12 protein-coding genes are annotated in these 18,511 nt (G+C 63.3%); 2 read left to right on the plus strand and 10 right to left on the minus strand.

Features of this window, described 5'->3' with window-relative positions:
- Window positions 1–40: 40 nt before the first annotated feature.
- From RAM60_RS01100 to RAM60_RS01120, 5 genes are all read right to left on the minus strand, one after another.
- Complete coding sequence (locus tag RAM60_RS01100) at window positions 41–2,947, minus strand: DUF2339 domain-containing protein (RefSeq protein ID WP_369025935.1); 2,907 nt, start codon at window positions 2,945–2,947, stop codon at window positions 41–43.
- 57 nt (window positions 2,948–3,004) lie between these two features.
- Window positions 3,005–3,760, minus strand: a complete 756-nt coding sequence (locus RAM60_RS01105) for a competence/damage-inducible protein A (protein ID WP_369025934.1) — start codon at window positions 3,758–3,760, stop codon at window positions 3,005–3,007.
- A 33-nt stretch (window positions 3,761–3,793) separates the two neighbouring features.
- Window positions 3,794–5,296, minus strand: a complete 1,503-nt coding sequence (locus RAM60_RS01110; protein ID WP_369025933.1) for a flavin-containing monooxygenase — start codon at window positions 5,294–5,296, stop codon at window positions 3,794–3,796.
- Window positions 5,297–5,372: 76 nt separating this feature from the next.
- Window positions 5,373–6,755, minus strand: a complete 1,383-nt coding sequence (locus RAM60_RS01115; RefSeq protein ID WP_369025932.1) for a hypothetical protein — start codon at window positions 6,753–6,755, stop codon at window positions 5,373–5,375.
- A gap of 81 nt (window positions 6,756–6,836) precedes the next feature.
- Window positions 6,837–7,118 (minus strand): hypothetical protein, encoded by a 282-nt coding sequence (locus RAM60_RS01120; protein WP_369025931.1) that lies wholly within the window; start codon window positions 7,116–7,118, stop codon window positions 6,837–6,839.
- 189 nt (window positions 7,119–7,307) lie between these two features.
- Between RAM60_RS01120 and RAM60_RS01125 the strand changes: the two genes are divergently transcribed.
- Together RAM60_RS01125 and RAM60_RS01130 are read left to right on the plus strand one after the other, a co-directional pair.
- Window positions 7,308–8,303 carry a LacI family DNA-binding transcriptional regulator gene (locus RAM60_RS01125; protein ID WP_369025930.1) on the plus strand — a complete coding sequence of 332 codons (996 nt, stop codon included), beginning with the start codon at window positions 7,308–7,310 and terminating at the stop codon, window positions 8,301–8,303.
- 72 nt (window positions 8,304–8,375) lie between these two features.
- Window positions 8,376–11,699 carry an amidohydrolase family protein gene (locus tag RAM60_RS01130; RefSeq protein WP_369025929.1) on the plus strand — a complete coding sequence of 1,108 codons (3,324 nt, stop codon included), beginning with the start codon at window positions 8,376–8,378 and terminating at the stop codon, window positions 11,697–11,699.
- A gap of 9 nt (window positions 11,700–11,708) precedes the next feature.
- Here RAM60_RS01130 and RAM60_RS01135 read toward each other — a convergent pair whose 3' ends face one another.
- From RAM60_RS01135 to cheB, 5 genes are all read right to left on the minus strand, one after another.
- The gene (locus tag RAM60_RS01135; protein WP_369025928.1) at window positions 11,709–13,052 is read right to left on the minus strand and encodes a methyl-accepting chemotaxis protein; all 1,344 of its coding nucleotides are present in this window, start codon (window positions 13,050–13,052) and stop codon (window positions 11,709–11,711) included.
- Window positions 13,053–13,111: 59 nt separating this feature from the next.
- Window positions 13,112–14,923, minus strand: coding sequence for a methyl-accepting chemotaxis protein (locus RAM60_RS01140; protein ID WP_369025927.1), 1,812 nt, complete (start codon window positions 14,921–14,923; stop codon window positions 13,112–13,114).
- Complete coding sequence (locus RAM60_RS01145) at window positions 14,920–16,452, minus strand: putative bifunctional diguanylate cyclase/phosphodiesterase (RefSeq protein ID WP_369025926.1); 1,533 nt, start codon at window positions 16,450–16,452, stop codon at window positions 14,920–14,922. The genes RAM60_RS01140 and RAM60_RS01145 overlap by 4 nt, the downstream gene beginning before the upstream one ends.
- Before the next feature lie 109 nt (window positions 16,453–16,561).
- The gene (locus RAM60_RS01150; RefSeq protein ID WP_369025925.1) at window positions 16,562–17,425 is read right to left on the minus strand and encodes a CheR family methyltransferase; all 864 of its coding nucleotides are present in this window, start codon (window positions 17,423–17,425) and stop codon (window positions 16,562–16,564) included.
- Window positions 17,416–18,468: a chemotaxis-specific protein-glutamate methyltransferase CheB gene (gene cheB / locus RAM60_RS01155; RefSeq protein ID WP_369025924.1), complete on the minus strand. Its 1,053-nt coding sequence runs from the start codon at window positions 18,466–18,468 to the stop codon at window positions 17,416–17,418. The genes RAM60_RS01150 and cheB overlap by 10 nt, the downstream gene beginning before the upstream one ends.
- Window positions 18,469–18,511 lie beyond the last annotated feature (43 nt).

Raw genomic sequence — 18,511 nt, forward strand, 5'->3', positions numbered from 1 at the left:
ATGAGATCAGAAGGGCCGGGGGGAAACCTCCGGCCCTTTCTCATTGTGGAATTGGTGCGCCCCGCAATTGGCGCGAATAGAGCCAGCCGATGCCGATCAGGCTGAAGCCCAGCGCCATGAAGCTGGCGATGCGCAACAGGCCCTCGAGCCCGGCCGCGTCAACGATGAAGACCTTGGCAACCGCCAGGACCATGAGCACCAGCGATCCGACCCGCCAGCTGCGTTCTCCCCGGCGGCTGCCGAGGATGAGGAAGCCGATCGCCAGGACAATTCCGAGCAGCGAGCGCAGCAGGTCCTCCGTCTGCGTCATCGGCGCATCCACGGGTATCGAACCAGCGAAGGCCTGTCGAAGCAACGTTAGGGTTCCCAGGCTGACCAGCGCGACGACAAGCCCGTCTGCCGCAGGTTTCAGGCGCTCGGGAATGGCCCGGCGCAGCATCAGCGCCGTGCCGACCGCAACCGCATAGGCGGCCAGCACCAGGTTGGCGACCGGCGTCGCGCCTACTGCCTGCCTGTCCCACAGCGGGTTATGCAGCAGGCCGGTGTAGACGAGGAAATGGACCAGCGCGGCAGTCATGATGACCCGCCCGACCAGCGGTACCCTTGTCATCGCGGCCCATCCCGCCGCAAGCAGCAGGGCTTGCCAAAGCGTACGCTCGGCAAGACCCTGCGATACGAAGGCCGTGATCGTCTCGATCGCGAAAACCTGCTTGAATGCGACATGCAGCGCCACCGCGAGCGGGATGAGAGCAAGCCATTCCAGGCGGAAATTCACGCTCCGCCAAACATGCGGAGGGAGCCGGAGGAACGCCAGCGCAGCGATCAGGGGTAGCAGGCGACGTCCGATCATCGCCAGCGAAGGGATTGCATCGACAAACACCGGCTCGCCGCCGAGCGACATCAGCGCTGCGCCGACCCAGTTCAACAGTGGGAGGAGCGCCCAGGACGCGGCGATGGCCACGGCGACCAGCCTGGCGACCGGGCGGTCCGGCAGACCGAAGGACAATGCGATGGCCAGCAAGGCGGCTGCCCACGCCAGGGTCCAGCCCGGTAGCACTTGCGCGAGCGCAGCATAGGCCAGCGCCGCGGCAGCCCCTTCCGCGAAATGACGCAACTCGGGCATCCGCTCGCGCCATGCGAGTGCTGCCATGACTGCGAGCGGGGCGAGCCAGCGAAGGAGACTACGCAGGCCAAGCGCCGGTTCGGTGCCTGCGGACAGACGCATGACCTCGGCCTCGACCGCAACGTGACCGAGGAGCGAGAAAATGCTTGCCGTTCCGATGCCCCAGAGCAGCCCGAACAGTTCCTTTTCCTCGCGTTCGCGCAGGAGGGCAAAGCTGCCCGCGAACAGGGCTGCAGCCACGATTGGCGCAAGCCACGCGGGGGTCACCATGAGGCTGGCGGCAAACACCAGCATCAACGCAACCAGCAATTCGAAGGCCAGCATTGGCGCAGGGCCCCTGTGCCAGAGCCGCCATGCCGCCAGGGCCGGGAATGTGGCGAGCGCCAGTGTTCCCGCTGCCAGTGCAGCCTCGATACGGTCTGCGACGAAATCGCCGAACGAGGCGTAGGCAATTATGGCCAGCGCAGCGGTCAAGCCTCCAACCTGCCAGAGATCGATCTTGCGTTCGTCCTCGCGCCAGATGTGGAGCAAGGGGAGGCCGGCAAATATTGCTGCAATGCCGCTTGCCACGATAGCGAAGCCTTCGCCCGACGCACCGGTCCACTGGCCTAGAAGCAACAATCCGACCGTTGCCGCAATTGCATTCGCCTCGCGCATGTCGGGTCTCCTCCAGCCGAAGAAACCGAGAGTCGCACCGAGCAAAAGGTAGAGTCCCCAGGCGAGCGGCGAATAGCCGCCGCTGTCGACCAGCAGGGCCAGCTGGACACTGGCGACCAGCGCGGACGCAAGGCGGAACGGTAGCTCGAAACGGCTCGTCCCCGAAAGCGCGGGCAGCACTGCGCCGAGCACGACGAAATAGAGGCCAAGTGCCAGAACGTCGGCGAAACCTGGTTCGCCGCCGAGCAGCAGCAAAGCGCCCCAACCGAGGCCACCGACCATTGCGGCGATGCCCATCCATTCGCGCTTCTGCTCGCGGCCCGCGTAGGTAAGGCCGCCGGTGACGAGGCCGAGATAGAGTGCCAGCAGCGGCAGATTGGCATTGTCACCCCCGACGACTGCCGGCGCGGCAAAGCCACCGACGAGGCCCAGGACCGCGCTTGGGAGGCCGAAACGGAACGACAGCGCAATGGCGCCGGCGGTGACCGCTGCCAGGCCGAGAAAGGCCATCGTCTGCCCTATCAGGCCGTATTGCGTGCCGGCGAGATAGAACCCGGCATAGAGCGTCGCGAGGCCTGCGCCTGCCAGCGCCTGCGCCACACGAGGATCGGCGACCTTCTCGCGAAAACGGTACGCGGCTTCGGCGCCGGCGATCAGGCCGCCGCCGAAGACGAAGGCCATGATGACGCGCAGCAGCGGGGTGATCAACCCGCGTTCGATCGAATACCGAACCAGGAAAACCCCGGCGACCGCCAGGGTGACCCCGCCAGCCCAGATCGGCAGCCTGCGACCGAAAACGTCTTCGAGGTCGAACGCGAACCTTTCGCGGAGTGGCTTAGGCGGGTGGGGTTCTTCAGTGTGATCAACGGCGGCAGGTGCCGTGACCTGGGGTTCGCCAGCTGGTTCGGGTGTCTCCGAAGGGGGTGCGGAATGGGCCGTCTGGCTCAGGCGAACTTTGGGTACCGTAACCGTTTCGCGAGGTGCCGGAGGGGCGGTTTCTTCAACGGGGACAGGCGCTTCGCGCTCTGCAGGACGCATGGTTCGCATTGCATCGAACATGTGGTCCTGCAGCTCGTCGAGGCGCTCGAGCTTTTGTTCGGCCCGGTCGAGACGATGCCACAAGCGGGCGACCAGCCCGGCCAGTCCGAAGATGAAAAGCCATTCCATCGCGCGATCCCCCTCGCGCCATTTCTAACGGTGGCTTGGTCGGCGCGAAAGCCGCAGTCAGATTCCGCCGTGGGTAAAGGCAAATCCGGCGGCATCGAGTCCTTCGCACAGTTGCGCCATGCAGGCCTTGAGCGCCGCTTCGTCGGTCGAGCGGATGACGAAGTTCGATCCGACCTTGCCTTCGCGGAAGAAGGGATAGCTGCCGATCTGGCAGTTCTCGAACGCCTTCTCGGTATCGCGCAGCAAGATCGCGACCTCGCTTTCGGGGATGAACCCGCCGACCGTCTCGCTCAGCAGCGGTGCCCCGCCTTCGAGCGTGCCGGTCAGCGCGTCGAGCATGCCCGCGGTGATGTGCGGCACGCCGGCCATGAGGTGGAGATTGCCGATCTTGATGCCCGGTGCACCGGACATGCGGTTGGGGATCAGTTCGGCTCCCTCGGGCACGCGTGCCATCCGCAGGCGCCCTTCGTTGAGGCCACCCTTGTCGGAATAATACTTCTCGAGGATCGCCCGCGCCGTAGGATGAACGACGACTGCGACGCCCAGCGCCTCGGCAACCGCATCGACGGTGATGTCGTCATGCGTCGGGCCGATTCCGCCGGTGGTGAAAAGGTAATCGTAGGCCTCGCGCAACGCGTTCACCGCCTCGACAATCCGCTCGATTACATCGGGGACCACCCGGACCTCGGCGAGGCGGATGTTCTGCACCTGGAGCCAGCTGGCGACTTGCGCGATGTTCTTGTCGTGCGTGCGGCCGGACAGGATCTCGTCGCCGATGACGACGAGGCCGGCGGTATAGATGCGTTCGCTCATGCGTGAGGACGTAGTGCGGCTTTGCCCGGAAAGCTACTCCGCAGCTTCGAGCTGTTCCTCGACTTCACGTGCATTTGCTCCGTGGCGGTGTAGATCGAGAATGCCGTCCTCCACCGGATCGGTTTTCATCCGCTTTCGGTCGATCACGTATTCCTGGTTGAGCCGCCACGGATAGCTGACCGCGTTCTTCGGCATGATGTGCTTGCCGCGCTGGATGTAGCCGCTGGAGAAATCGAAGATGTCGTCTTCCTCGAGCCCATGATTCTCGGCGAGAACAGGTACGGCGACATCGGTCCCGGTCGCCTTCTGCTTGGCCAGCACCCGGCAGATATAATCCGAATTGATGTCGGCCCGAAGCGTCCAGCTGGCGTTGAGATATCCGAATACGGCCGCAAGGTTCGGCACGTTCGAGAACATGCAGCCCTTGTAATAGAAGTGCTGCGCCAGATCGATCGGCTGGCCTTCCTTCGACAGAGCGATCTTGCCCGCGACGGCAAGCTTGAGCCCGGTTGCGGTGATGACGATGTCGGCGGGCAGGAATGTATCGTCTGTCAGGCGCACGCCGCCCTTCTCGAAAGCCTTGATGTGGCCGGTTACGACCTCGGCCTTGCCCTTCTTGATCGCCTGGAACAGATCGTCGTCGGGAACGAGGCACAGGCGCTGTTCCCACGGGTTGTAGGGCGGGGTGAAGGGCGTCAGATCGTAGTCCTTGCCCATCGACTTGCGGATCCGCTTGTGAAGCCCGTCCTTCACCTTCTCCGGCTTGTTGCGGGCCATCTTGAAGCTGATGTCCTGCATCTTGATGTTCTTGAACCGGGTGATGTTGTAGGCCGTCTTCTCCGGCAGGATCTTGCGCAGGAAGTTGGCGATGCCGTCCTTGGCAGGGCGGCTGAACATCCAGGTCGGCGTGCGTTGCAGCATGGTGACCTTCGCCGCCTTGTCCGCCATCGACGGGACGATGGTGACCGCCGTTGCGCCGGATCCGATGACGACGACGTTCTTGCCGCTGTAGTCGAGGTCCTTGGGCCAGAACTGCGGGTGGATGACCTGCCCTTCGAACTCGCCGAAATCGAAGCCGGGATCGTAGGGTTCGTCGTAGTCGTAATAGCCTGCGCCGAGGTAGAGCCAGTTCGCAGTCAGCATCTTGCGCTCGCCCTCACCGGTTTCGAGCGTCACATGCCAGCGCGCATCGCTCTCACGCCAGTCGGCGTAGATGACCTTGTGATTGAAACGGATGTGCTGGCGGATGCCACGTTCGTCGACGACGCGATCGAGATATTCGAGGATCGCCGGAGCATCGGCGATCGACTTCTCGTGCTTCCAGGGCTCGAAATCGAAGCCCAGCGTGTGCATGTCGCTGTCCGAACGGATGCCCGGGTAACGGAACAGGTCCCAGGTCCCGCCCAGGTTCTCGCGGCGTTCGACGATCGCGTAGCTGTGGCCGGGGGCCTTCTCGGTCATGTGTGCTGCCATGCCGATGCCGGAAATGCCTGCCCCGACGATGAGAACGTCGAAATCGGTCGCCGTGTCTGCCATCAATTTGTCTCCCACTTTACGCGAACGTAACCCAAGCGGGAGGCGTGCGCTAGTAGGTTGTGAAATGCAACCCGAACTAGGAGGCGCGGGAGGCCAGTTCGCGTCGCCTTTCGGCAGGAGTCTGGGCAGGGGCGCTCTGAGATTGCGCCGGTATTCGCGCGGCCCTGACGCTTTTCAGGCGCACCAATAGGTGGATGAGCACAAGAGGCCCGAGATAGAAGGGGAGCTGACGGAGCAATGTCAGCAGGATCCCGTCGCGGAAGACCACGATCGAGGTCGCTGCAAAGAGAGCATAGTAGAGGCGCGGCATGGCATCGTCGTTGCGCGTTAGCAGCCGGGAGTGCGCGCCGCCGTAGAGCATCGCAAAGATCGCCGCCTGGATGATGATGCCGAAATAGCCGAGCGACATCCAGCCTGCGCCCGGCAGTGAAATCGTCATCCCGATTGGCGTGCCGTAGTCCCACAATTTGAAGAACTGCACAGGTGATCCGATGGGCTTGTCTTTCCACAGGGTGCGGGGGACCGGTTCGGTGAGAATCTGCAGGTTGTGGGCGAAATAGTCCCAGCTGCCCGTCCTTTGGGGGACGGCGTAAACGATGTACTCGAAATACTCGAGGCTGGCGAAATCCATGTGTTCGAGCGGATCGAGCTCCATGGCCGAGGTGTAGGTATCGCCGGCGTCGCCGCCCAGCACACCGCGGATAGCAGCGCCGCGGTCGACGACCACTGCATTGAAGGTGAGAAAGCTGATTGCGGCAATCGCCATCACGCGCCAGTCGAACCAGCTTCGGCGCCGCTCGAGCAGGAATAGGAAAGCGACCGCCGCTGCAGCGAAAATGAAGGAACCGCGTCCGCCCGAGCCGAGCATCAGCAGGCTGGCGGCAAGGAACAGCAGCCAGCCCGAGGCGCGAAACCGGAGCAACCAGACCGCGAGCACGGCCAGCGGGCCAAGGACCAGCGCGGACTCGCTGAACCAGCCGTTGCCGTCGACATTGACCATGATACCGGTCGCCGCATCGCGCGCCATGGTTGCATAGGGGTCGATACGGCGATTCCAGTTTTCCAGCTGTGCAGCCACGGCAAGCGGCACCAGCAGCGCGGAGACGAGCAACATCGGTCCGACCATCGCGCGCCGCAAGCGATCGAAGTCGCCCGTCGCCACAGGTTGGGAGGGAACGGACGCCACTTTCAGCGATACGGCGACGAAGACCACCATCGCCAGATTTGCACCCAGTATGACCGTTATCTTGTCCGCCATCGAAGGCTGGAAATCGTAGACCCGATAGACGAGATCGAACTTGTAGAACCACGCGAACAGTGGGCGGATCACGAAGATGAAGCCGTGGAAGGCGAGGTAGATCGACGCAGGGTGCAGCAGGCTCGCCGCCTCCTGCCTTACATAGGCGATGCAGACCCCGACGAAGAGGATGCAGGATGCAAGGAGGAGGAACTCGTACACTCCAGGAAGGATGCCTTTGCGGAGTGTCTCAGGCAAGCAGCGGACGTACGCGATGCACTGAATTTGTCCGGGCAGCAGCGGTCAGTCTTGCCCCTCGCCCGGCCGGTCCATCTCACGGATGATGTGACCCAGCACGCCCGGGTGGAGAGGATTGTCGAATTCGGCCCCCACGGTGCTCCCTTCGCGCCATTTCACATCGGTGGTGATCGGACCGATATTGCCGACCTTGATCAGGATCGTGCTGCCGACCTCCAGCACCGAAAATCGGTCGAAAAAGCGGCATCCATATTCGGAGATGTCCTTGATCCAGATGTCTCGCGACTGGCCGTGTTTCGACCGATAGCGTCCAGCAACCTGAACCATATGTCGTTCTTCACGGCGACTGTCGCTTGGCATGAGCTTTCCTGGATTTTCGTCAGGATAGCCATGGCAAGACACTTTGCACAAGCGGATTGCCGCCCGCTACCAATCAGACAAGCGATCGGTTAGGGATTGGGCGCGAGAGGAGTCGGGGCAAACATGCCGCATAACGATAAGGGTAGGGTCCGGCGAATGACGTCGATTGACGTCGCCGAACGGGCAGGGGTCAGCCAGTCTACGGTCAGCCGGGCGCTCTCCGGGTCGGAGACTATTACCGAGGCAACCCGCCGCCGTGTCGAGGAGGCGGCACGCGAACTGGGCTATTTCGTCAACGCACGCGCCGCCGGGCTGCGCAAGGGCGAAACCGGGACGATCGCGATCGTCATCATCGGTCGCGAAGGGCAGGGCGCCGCAGCGATAAATCCGTTCTACTATTCCATGCTCGGCAGCACCTGTGCCGCCGCAGCAGAACGCGGCTACGAAGCGCTGGTGTCATTCCAGGCACAACCGGACGACTTCTTCGGCCACTACGTCGCGCGACGCCAGGCAGACGGGGTCGTCGTGATCGGCACGGCGACCAACTCTGCCGCGTGGGACTATTTCCGCGAATGCGCGAAGGAAACCGACGCGATCGCCTTCTGGGGTTCGCCTTTCGACGATGCGGTGTGGGTGCGTTCGGACAATCGCGAGGGCGGGCGGATCGCGGTTCAGCGGCTGGTCGACAGCGGCGCGAGGCACATCGTCTTTGTCGGCGACACCAATTCCTCGCAGCGGCAGTTCCGAGAACGTTATGAAGGCTATGCCGAGGCCGTGGAGGCGGCGGGCCTGCCGGTTAGCGAGCCAGTGGTCAGCGAAGGCGAGGACCGTGTGTCGCAAGGGCGCAGCGCGATTGCCGCATTGGTCGACGCCGGGACAAAATTCGATGCGCTCTTCTTCGCCTGCGATGCCATGGCGCTCGGCGCGCTGGAAGAACTCTCGGCGCGGGGCATCTCCGTGCCCGGCGACGTCGGCGTGGTAGGCTTCGACGGCCTTGGTTCGGGCGAATTCAGCTCGCCGCCGCTCACCACCGTCGAGCCCGACTTCGCCGCGGCAGGAAAGCTTCTTGTCGATACGGCATTGGCGGGTGAGGGGGAAAAGCCCGAACGCCGCGTTCCGGTTCATCTCGTGGAGCGTTCGAGCGTCCGCTGACCCCAATCGACAAACTGCATTTGCCCTCCCTGCCTCACCGCCTATGAAGCGGTCACGCACAGGGAGAGCATAATGAAATCGAGTATCGCTTCCGTCCTCGCGGTTTTGTTCGCGAGCCAGGCCGCATTCGCGCAGGATCCGCAGCCGAGCCCCAATCCGGTAGAGGAACAGGAAGTCGACGCATCGCAGGAAACCGGCCCCAAGGACGGTTCGGGCATTGCGGTTCAGGCCGCTCCGGCCAAGCCCACGGCCGAAGCCAAGAAGGAAGACGAGAAGTGGGACGTCACCGCACCGCGCTGGGCGACGATCCGCCAGGTACCGATCCGCACCGACGAGGGGACGTGGATGGATGTCGACGTCTCGCCAGACGGCCGGATGCTGACCTTCTCCCTGCTTGGCGACATCTATACCATGCCCATTTCCGGCGGCACCCCGACGCGCGTCGCCGAGGGCCTCGCCTGGGAAGTGCAGCCACGATTCTCGCCCGACGGCAAGCGTATCGCCTTCACTTCCGACCGTGCAGGGGGTGACAACATCTGGGTGATGAACGCCGACGGTTCGGACAAGAAGCAAGTCACCAAGGAAGATTTCCGCCTGCTCAACCAGGCAAGCTGGTCGCCCGATGGCCAGTACATCGCGGCGAAGAAGCACTTCACCACCCAGCGCAGCGCTGGCACGGGCGAAATCTGGCTCTACCACGTGTCCGGCGGTGGCGGCGTCAAGCTGGTCGCCCGCGCCAACGAAAACCTGCAGAAGGAACTGGGCGAGCCGACCTACGCACCTTCGGGCGATGCGGTCTACTACACGCGCAATGTCACCGGCGGTAACTCGTTCGAATATGCGCAGGATTCGACGCAAGGCACTTTCGCGATCGAACGCTATGATCTTGCAACCACCGAAGTCACCACGGTCGCCAGCGGGTTCGGCGGCGCTGTGCGCCCCTCGCCGTCGCCGGATGGCAAGTCGCTTGCCTTCATCCGCCGCGACAAGGATCAGACCGAACTCTGGGTGAAGGACCTCGCCAGCGGGGTCGAGCGCATGGTCTATGGCGACCTCGACATGGACATGCAGGAAACCTGGGCGGTTTACGGGTTTTACCCGCTGATGGACTGGACGCCCGACGGCAAGAGCATCGTCGCATGGGCGGGCGGCAAGATCCGCCGCATCGCCGCCGACGGTAGCGGGGCGACTGTCATTCCCTTCCGCATCGACGATACGCGGGGCGTCGCCGACGCCCCGCATCCGGTCATTCCGGTGGGTGAAGACAGCTTCACCGCGAAAATCCCGCGCTTTGCCAGCGTGTCGCCCGACGGACGGACGGTTGCTTTCGAAAGCCTCGGCAAGCTTTACGCCAAGCCGGTGGCGGGCGGCGAACCGCGCCGCCTGTTCTCCGATGGCGGGGACGCGCTGGAACTGTGGCCGAGCTGGTCGCGCGACGGGCGCAAGCTGGCCTTCGTGCGCTGGACCGATGCTGGCCTGGGGCAGGTGATGGTGGCCGATGCCAATGGACGCAATGCGAAGGCGGTCACCACCATGCGCGGCCACTACGCGCTGCCGCAGTTCTCGCCCGATGGCCGTACTGTCGTGTTCGAGAAGCGCTCTGGCGGATACCTGACTTCGCCTCAGTATTCCGAAAACGAGGGTGTTTATGCAGTTCCGGTCAGCGGCGGGACGCCGAAGCTGATTGCCCGCGACACGTCTGAGCCGCAGTTCGGTGCAGCGAGTGACCGCGTGTTCATGCTCGGGCGGTCGGGTGGCAAGCTGCAGCTGATCTCAGCCAACCTCGATGGTGACAAGCGACAGGTGCATGCCGAGGGTGAACTTGTCAGCGGCTATAGCGTCAGCCCCATGGGTGACATGCTGGCATTCCGCGAGAACTACGAAGTCTTCGTAACGCCGCTGATGCCCGGCGGGCAGGCGGTTACATTGGGAGAGAAGGCCAGTTCACTGCCGGTGACCCGTGCGAGCAAGGGCGGTGCGGACTATGTCGGCTGGACCGACGGTGGCCGCACGCTGACCTGGTCGATGGGACCGACGCTGTTCCGCGCGCCGATCGCGTCGATGTTCGCCAACGCTCCGCAGGACAAGGATGCCCCCAAGTTCGAGCCGCCGGTTAACGGTGTATCACTGGCCCGCACGGTCCAGGCGGACAAGCATCAGGGAGTCGTCGCCCTGACAGGCGCGCGCATCCTGACGATGACCGGCGATGGCGCAGGCGTGATCGAGAACGGTACGATCGTTATCGACGGTGATCGCATCGCTGCAGTCGGACCCGCCTCATCGGTCAGCATTCCGGCAGGTGCCACGAAGGTCGATGCCACAGGCAAGACCATCATGCCCGGCCTCGTCGACGCACACGCGCATGGATCGCAGGGGACGGGCGACCTTGTCCCGCAGCAGAACTGGTCGCTGGTCCAGAACCTCGCGCTCGGCACGACGACGATCCACGATCCTTCCTCGCAAGCGAGCCAGATCTTTGAAGCGTCCGAGCGCCAGCGGGCAGGCCTCCTGCTCGGGCCGCGCATCTTCTCGACCGGCGAGGTCATCTATGGCGCGAAGGCACCCGGTATCTATGCCCGCATCGACGGCTATGACGATGCGCTGGCGCATGTCCGCCGTATCAAGGCGCAGGGCGGTGTGTCGGTGAAGAACTACAACCAGCCCCGGCGCGAACAGCGCCAACAGGTGGTTGCTGCGGCGCGCGACGAGAATATGCTCGTCGTGGCCGAGGGTGGTTCGCTGTTCGGCATGGACATGAACCTGATCGCCGACGGCAATTCGACGGTCGAACACAATGTCCCCGTGGAGCACTTCTACGAGGACGTGCTCCAGTTCTGGAGCGGGTCGCAGACCAACAACACGCCGACCCTTGTCGTGACCTACGGCGGACTGGCGGGCGATCCCTACTGGCGCCAGGCGACCGACGTGTTTGCCAACCCGCTGATGGTCCACACCCCGCCGCGCCAGTTGATCGCGGAGACCGGGCGCCGGACGAAGGCACCCGATTGGGCCTATGTCGATGATGATTCCGCGCGCGAGGCGAAGAAGCTCAGCGAACGCGGCGTCAAGATCAGCATCGGCGCGCATGGCCAGCAGGCAGGTATCGGCTCGCACTGGGAACTGTGGAGCTTCGTTCGTGGCGGCATGACGCCGGTCGAGGCGCTGCGGGCAGGGACGATCGTTTCGGCACAATCGCTGGGCATGTCGCGTGATATCGGCAGCCTCGAAGTCGGCAAGCTCGCCGACCTGCTGGTGCTGTCGGCGGACCCCAGCACCGACATCCGCAATTCCGACAAGATCGATCGCGTCATGCTCGGCGGGCGGCTCTACGATGCCCGCACCATGAACGAGGTCGAGACAGGGACGGCGAAGCGCCTTCCCTATTGGTGGGAGTGACCTCGGCGCCTAGGCGGCGCGAATGTGGCCCAGGAAGTCCTGCACCTTGCGGCGCAGGACATCCGCCTGCCCTTCGAGGCTCTCGGCCGAACTGAGCACCTGTGCGGCGGCAGCCCCCGTGGCGAGCGAGGTTTCGCGAACCTCCTCAATGCTGCCCGAAACCTCATCGGTCGAGCGGGCGGCGAGGTCGATACTGCGGGCGAGGTCCTGCCCCGCGACCGATTGCTGGTCGACAGCACTGGCGATCGAGACCGCAGTGCGTTCGAGTTCGCGAATCTGGTCGGCGATCGAGCGCAGCGCGCCGACGCTGGCACCGGTGGAATCCTGCATCGTGCGAATCTGCTCGGCGACTTCTTCGGTCGCGCGGCTGGTCTGCGCGGCGAGTTCCTTCACCTCGCTGGCGACGACGGCAAAGCCACGTCCTGCTTCACCGCCACGAGCAGCCTCGATGGAGGCATTCAGTGCGAGCAGGTTCGTACGCTGTGCAATCGACTGGATCAGTTCGACGATCTGGCCAACCTGGTCCGCTGAATTGGCGAGGGCGGAAATGGTCGCGTCGGCACCGGTCGCGGTTTCGGTCGCGCGACGGGCCAACTCGGCCGAGTGCGACGCCTGCCGGCTGATCTCGCCGATCGACATGGCGAACTCGTCCGATGCGGAGGCGGCAGCGGTGGCACCTTCTGCAGCGCCTTCCATGGCGCGGATGACCTGTTCCGACTTGCCGGTGGCCTGGTCGGCAGTTGCGGCCATGCTTGCAGCCGTCGTCTTGAGCTGGCTGGCAGCGGATGCGACGCTGCCCACGACTTCACCGATGCTGGTGTCGAATTCTCCGGCAAATCGCAGGACTTCCGCCTTGCGCGCCTCTGCGGCTGCCTTGCGGGCGACGAAGAGCTCATCGAGCTTGTGCCCCGACTTCAGGAACACCGCGAGCGATCGGGCGAGGTCGCCGATTTCGTCGACCCGGTCGGTACCCGAAACCTCGATGTCTCGAGCGCCGGCGGCAAGGCGGCCCATCTCGCGCGAGATGTCCACGAAGGGTACGATGATCTGCCTGCGGATGAACTGGAGGCTGGCCACACCGAGGATGAGCGCGATTGCAGTGATCGCGATGATGCCGATCTTGGCCGAAGCGATGTTGGCGGGGTCGGAAAAGCCCCACAGGGCGAGAAGCGTCACCGACACCAACCCGCCCATCGTGAACACGGAAGCGATCATGGCCTTGTGATCGAGCGAGCGGGACATGAACCAGGCAGAAATTCCGCCTTGCTCGCCCTTTCCGGCACTTACGGCGATGTCGACCGCCGCAATCTCCTCAACCATTTCATCCGTAAGGATTTTAGTCTGCGCGTTCATCGCTGGCCATCCCCGCTAAACTTCCTGTCAACCATAAGCGGGAAATGCTTGAGATCGCGTTAAGCGGCCTTCACGTGCCTCAGGAAGTCGTGGACCTGCGTCTGGAGCGTGCCGGCCTGTTCTTCGAGTGACGTGGCAGAGGTCAGCACCTGGCTCGCGGCTGCACCGGCTGTGAGGGACGTCTCGCGCACCTTGAGGATGCTTCCCGAAACTTCGTCGGTCGAACGTGCGGCAAGGTCGATGCTTCGGGCCAGATCCTGTCCGGCGACCGACTGCTGGTCGACGGCGCTGGCGATCGAGACGGCAGTGCTTTCGAGCTCGCGGATCTGGCTGGCGATCGAACGGAGTGCGCCGACGCTGGCACCGGTTGAATCCTGCATTGCCCGGATTTGTCCGGCGATTTCCTCGGTCGCGCGGCTCGTCTGCGCGGCAAGTTCTTTCACTTCGCTCGCTACGACAGCGAAGCCGCGACCTGCCTCGCCGCCGCGCGCCGCTTCGATCGATGCGTTGAGCGCAAGAAGGTTGGTGCGCTTGGCGATCGACTGGATCAGCTCCACGATCTGGCCGACCTGATCGGCCGACGACGCCAGTGCGGAAATAGTCGTATCGGCACCGGTTGCGGTTTCGGTTGCCTTGCGGGCGAGTTCCGCCGAGTGCGAAGCTTGGCGGCTGATCTCCCCGATCGACATGGCAAATTCGTCTGATGCGGATGCTGCCGCGGTTGCGCCCACCGACGCCTGCTCGATGGATCGCGATACGATGGCTGTCTGGTCGCTGGCTTCTTCTGCTGCCCCTGCCATCGAGGACGCAGTGGTCTTGAGCTGAGAAGATGCTGCGGCGACGCCGCTTACAACTTCACCTACCGTGCGTTCGAAACGCTCGGCGATGAGTTGCATTTCCTTGCCACGTTCTGCGCGTAGTGAGGCGCGTTCCTGCGACATGCGTTCGAATTCCCATGCGGCCTGAAGGAAGACCTCGAACGCGCGGGCAAGATCGCCGATTTCGTCCTGCCGGTCGAGAGCGGGGATGTGCATGTCCTTTTCGCCCTTGGCGAGGCGACCGGCGACATCGGTCATACGGCGCAAGGTGTGCGAAATGTCGCGGGCGAGGTAGCGCGCGCTCAACGTCACCATCGAAATGCCGATGACAGCGACCACGATGAAGGCGACGAAGAGCAGGGAAACGATGAAGGTCGAGTGCTCGTCGGCAGCCTTGGCTATCGCTTCGAAATCGCTACGCAGTCCATGTGCCTCATCGACGAACTGTACACCATCGAGGTAGACGCTGTCGGAGAACTCCTGCCATTGCTGGCCCGAGCCGCGCGACCGTTGGGCAGCCTCGACCCGAGTTGTGAGCGAAGCAAGATCGCCGTTGAGCTTGTCGATGGCCGGCAAGGTTACAGGCGCTACGTCTACGGCAAGTGCCTTGATGTCGCTGAGCTTGCGGTCGGCATTGCGAAGCGCATCGTGCGCCGCGACGAGATCCGATTTGTCACCCACGGCGGCGTAATGCTGTACGAACAGACGGGCATCGCCGATGTCGCCGATCATGCGCGCAGCTTCGACATTCGCCTGCGACAAGGCCATCCGCTCCGCCTTCAGTTGCAAGGCGACGTAACCGCCGACAAGCGTTGCCAGCAGGCCGAGCACCACTGCTGCAATGTTGGCCATTGCTATGGCGCGTAATTTCTCGCCGACTGACTTGTTGAAGAGAAAGCCCTTCAACCCGCTGGGACGATCGATGTCGGTCGCCTCAGCGGCCTCGGAAATCCCCGCGAAGAGCGGCTGTCCGCCCAGCTCCGGCACGTGGATTTCGCCCACGACTTCCTGTTCGGCGACAACGCCGTTCACCATGTCCGAAAGTGCGCTCATGCGACCTTGGAATCCCTCAGTTCTGTAGGTGTTGCCGTTCCGACCGGCTTGCCCAGATGCTGGGCGATTTCCTCGGCGGGAAGGGCCTTGAAATAGAGCCAGCCCTGGATCTGGTCGCAGCCGGCGGCGCGGACCATGTCGGCCTGGTCCTGTGTCTCGACGCCCTCGGCCGTCACGCCCATCTTCATGGCACGCGCCACGGTGATGCTGGACAGCATCATGGCGCGGCTGCCCTCGTCTTCGCCTGCCTGGACGACGAGGCTACGGTCGAGCTTGAGCTTTTCAAAGCGGAACTGACGCAGGAAGCCGATCGAGGCATATCCGGTGCCGAAATCGTCGAGCGAGATTTTGACCCCGAAACCGCGGATGACAGCAAGGCTGCGCTCGGCGACCACCGGGTCGAGCACGAGGCAGGTTTCCGTAATCTCGAGTTCGAGGCGCTCCGGATCGAAGCCAGTCTCTTCGAGGATATGGCCGAGCTGGATCGGGAACTCCGGATTGCGCAGCTGAGCGGCGGAGATATTCACCGATAGGGTAATGTCATCCCATTCGAGTGCATCGCAGCAGGCCTGACGCAGGACCCACAGGCCAATCGCATTGATGAGGCCGCTTTCCTCAGCGACGGGGATGAAAATGTTCGGACCCACGCGCTTGCCGTCGGCACGCTCCCAGCGCAGCAGACACTCGACCGCCACGACCTTGCGGGTGCGGCTGTCGACGAGCGGCTGGTAGTTAAGACGGAATTCCCTGTTGGCGAGGCCTGCGCGAAGCTCGTCGTCCATTTCTTTCAGCTGTTCGCGACTCTGATCGAACGCGGCGCTGAACCAGGTGCAGCGCATCTTGCCACCGCGCTTGGACGCATACATCGCCACATCCGAGCGACGCAGCAGTTCGGATGAGCTGAGCTTTTCGCCCGGCACCTTGCGCGACAGGCCGATGCTTGCCCCCAGGGTCAGGCGCCGGTCGTCAACGCTGACCGGCTTGGCGAGGCGTTCGATCAAGCGGCGGCAAAGCCCCTCAAGCAGTGTGCCGGCGACCGGGCCACTGATCAGCAGTGCATACTCGTCGCCGCCAAGGCGATAGACCGAAGCTTCGTCCCCCGCGAGATCCTTCAGGATCGTCGCGCATTCGCGGATCGCGGCATCGCCAACAAAATGGCCATAGTGATCATTGACCAGCTTGAACCCGTCGAGGTCGATCAGTGCGAGTGCGATTTCCTGACCTGCCCGGTCATGCTTCTGGAAGTCGACATGCAGGGATCGCCTGTTGGGAAGCGCAGTGAGGCTGTCTGTAAAACCGAGCTTTTCGTATCGACCGATATGACGCAGGCCGAGTATCGCCAGGACGGCAACTGCACAGCAGAAGATGATGGATCCGGCGGCCAGGACAGGTGCGGGCGTAGAAAGTCCGATCTTGTGGCTGACCATCGCCAGCGACATCGTGAGCAGGAAGATGGTCGATAAGACAAGGATGGGGCCGAGCACAAACGCTCTGCTGTCGGCACCCGCGCTATCGTCCTTGAAACTCACGAATTCCCCCCGCGGTGCGACCCCACGAACTTGTGTACCCTGCGATTTACCTAGGAATCGCTAAGGAAGCGTAAACCCGGGGTTTACCTTGATTGGCAGGCGGTTTGCCTTATCGCGCGGCGGCGATCCGCGGCGAGTGCGCGACGCGCGATGCTACCGACGTCGGCTTGTAGATTGCCGAACCCCATTCGGAGGATTCGAAGCGTTCGGTCTGTCCAACCACCGATTCCCCGGCGCCAAGCATGAGCCAGCCGTCTTGGGCGAGCGCACTAGCGACGCGATCGAAGGCCGATGCCCGGGTAGGACGGTCGAAATAGAGCAGGACATTGCGACACAGTACGAGGTCGAACCGACCGGGCGCGGGCGGATAATCGAGAATGCTCTGCTGTTGGAAGCGGGTCATCGAGCAGATGCGATCGCTCGCCTGCCAGCCGCGTGGCGTCTCGGAAAAGAAGTTGAGCATTTGCGCGACACTGATCCCGCGCTGAATTTCAAACTGCGAATAGCAGCCGGTCTTGGCCGTGGTTATTGCCTTGCCCGAAACATCGGTTCCCACAATGTCGATATCCCAATCCTGCCAACGGCCCGGTTGCTCGGCGAAGATCATCGCCAGGCTGAGCGCTTCCTGGCCGGTCGAACATCCTGCCGACCAGATCGACAGCTTTCGGGTGCTCGCACGCTTGCGAGCCAGGTCGGGCAGGACCTGGTTGGCGAGCGTCATGAAATAGACGTGGTCGCGGAAAAAGTAGGTTTCGTTATTGAGCAGCGCCTCGACGACCTTGGTTGCAAGGTGCTGTTCGCCCGGTCGTTCAAGCATGCAGGCGAGCTGGTCGATATTGTCGATGCCGAATTCGCGAAACAGGCCGGCAAGCGCCGTCGACACACGCCAACGGCGGTTCTCAGTGAGTTGCTGTCCGGTCTTCTGGGCAAGTAGGTCGGCAATAATTGAGTGTGAGGCGTCATTCACGCCCATGCGTCCGCTCCTGCGCTTGAAAGGACCTTCTCGGCCAGTTCCTCTGGCGGGAGCACTGCTGAAGCGAGACCCATCTCGGTCACTGCGCGCGGCATGCCCCAAACGGCGCAGCTTTCCGCGTTCTGCGCGAAGATCGACCCACCGGCGGTGGCGATGACCTGTGCACCCTCGGTTCCGTCGCGTCCCATCCCGGAAAGAAGGACCGCAGCGACGTGCCCGTCGCAGGCCTCGGCAAGCGTTTCGAACATCGGGTCGACTGATGGCATGCAGCCGCTCTTGACCGGATGGTAGGCCAGACCGGTAACCAGACGCCCGGCGCTTTTGCGGACAATCATGTGGCCATGGCCTGGAGCGATGACGATGTGACCACGCCGAATCTCGACCCCTTCGTCGGCAAGGATGGCCGGACGGCGCGCAGCCATTTCCATCTGCTTCGCGAAGACCGGAATAAAGCTGTCGGGCAGGTGCTGAGTAATCAGAATGGGGAGATCGAAGTTCTCCGGCACTTTGCGCAGGAACAAGTTCAGTGCGTGGATGCCGCCAGTCGACGCACCTATCGCAACCACCTGCGGTTTCTTGCCAAGCGTTTTCGGTGCACGAGCGACAGGGACTGATGGCTTTGCCGTCGTCGGGTCGACCCCGGCCAATGCCCTGATCTTGCCAAGCAGGGTATTGCGATAATCATCGTTGAAGCCGCCAGGACGCGGCTTGAGCATGGTGTCTGCGGCGCCAAGCGACAGCGCTTTCACCGTATGTTCGGCCCCGTCGGCGGTCAGAGAGGAGATCACGAGGATCTGCGCCTTGGGCGCAGCTTGCTGGAGCTTGGGCAGCGCCTCGATCCCGCCCATTCCGGGCATCTCGAGGTCGAGCATGATCACGTCGATCTCATGGCTCGCCAGCGCCTCGATCCCGCGTTCGGCGGTGTTCGCGGTGGTGACGAGGCGCATGTCCTCTTCGTTCTGGAGCATGCGCGTGAAGACCGTGCGGACGGTTAGGGAATCGTCCACGATCATGATCCGGACGACGCGCTTCTGCGGTGTCACGGAAACTATCCGTTCAGTGCGAAGTGCCGCAACCATCTGCCGG

Source organism: Qipengyuania sp. RANM35 (assembly GCF_041021145.2).
GTDB lineage: Bacteria > Pseudomonadota > Alphaproteobacteria > Sphingomonadales > Sphingomonadaceae > Qipengyuania > Qipengyuania soli.